Genomic DNA, 305 nt, shown 5'->3' on the forward strand with positions numbered 1-305 from the left:
ATGCGGATAGACTCTTTTTCATCAAAAGCCTCCTGGATGGAGACATAACCGACTGTCGAAATGAAGCAGATACTGGTTCCCTGGATAAAACGGGCGATAAGATATTGATCAATCGACGTGACAAAGATCATGCTGAAGCAGGCCAAAGCAAAGATGATGGCTCCGGTCAGTAGTACGGGGCGGCGACCAATGCGGTCGGAGAGCGGCCCCAGCAGCCACTGTAATGCCAGCCCCCCGGCTAAATAGAGGCTGACAGAGGCCGGGGCTAACGCAACATCAGCCTCAAATTCCCGGATGATGTGGAT

1 protein-coding gene is annotated in these 305 nt (G+C 52.8%); it reads right to left on the reverse strand.

The window, feature by feature from the left end; translation table 11 throughout:
• Positions 1-305: MFS transporter (locus ACSIPU_RS30945; protein WP_435322525.1), on the reverse strand; the 305-nt coding region annotated here is incomplete at both ends.

The organism is Klebsiella sp. HN106, from assembly GCF_051209435.1.
GTDB classification, from domain to species: domain Bacteria; phylum Pseudomonadota; class Gammaproteobacteria; order Enterobacterales; family Enterobacteriaceae; genus Klebsiella; species Klebsiella oxytoca.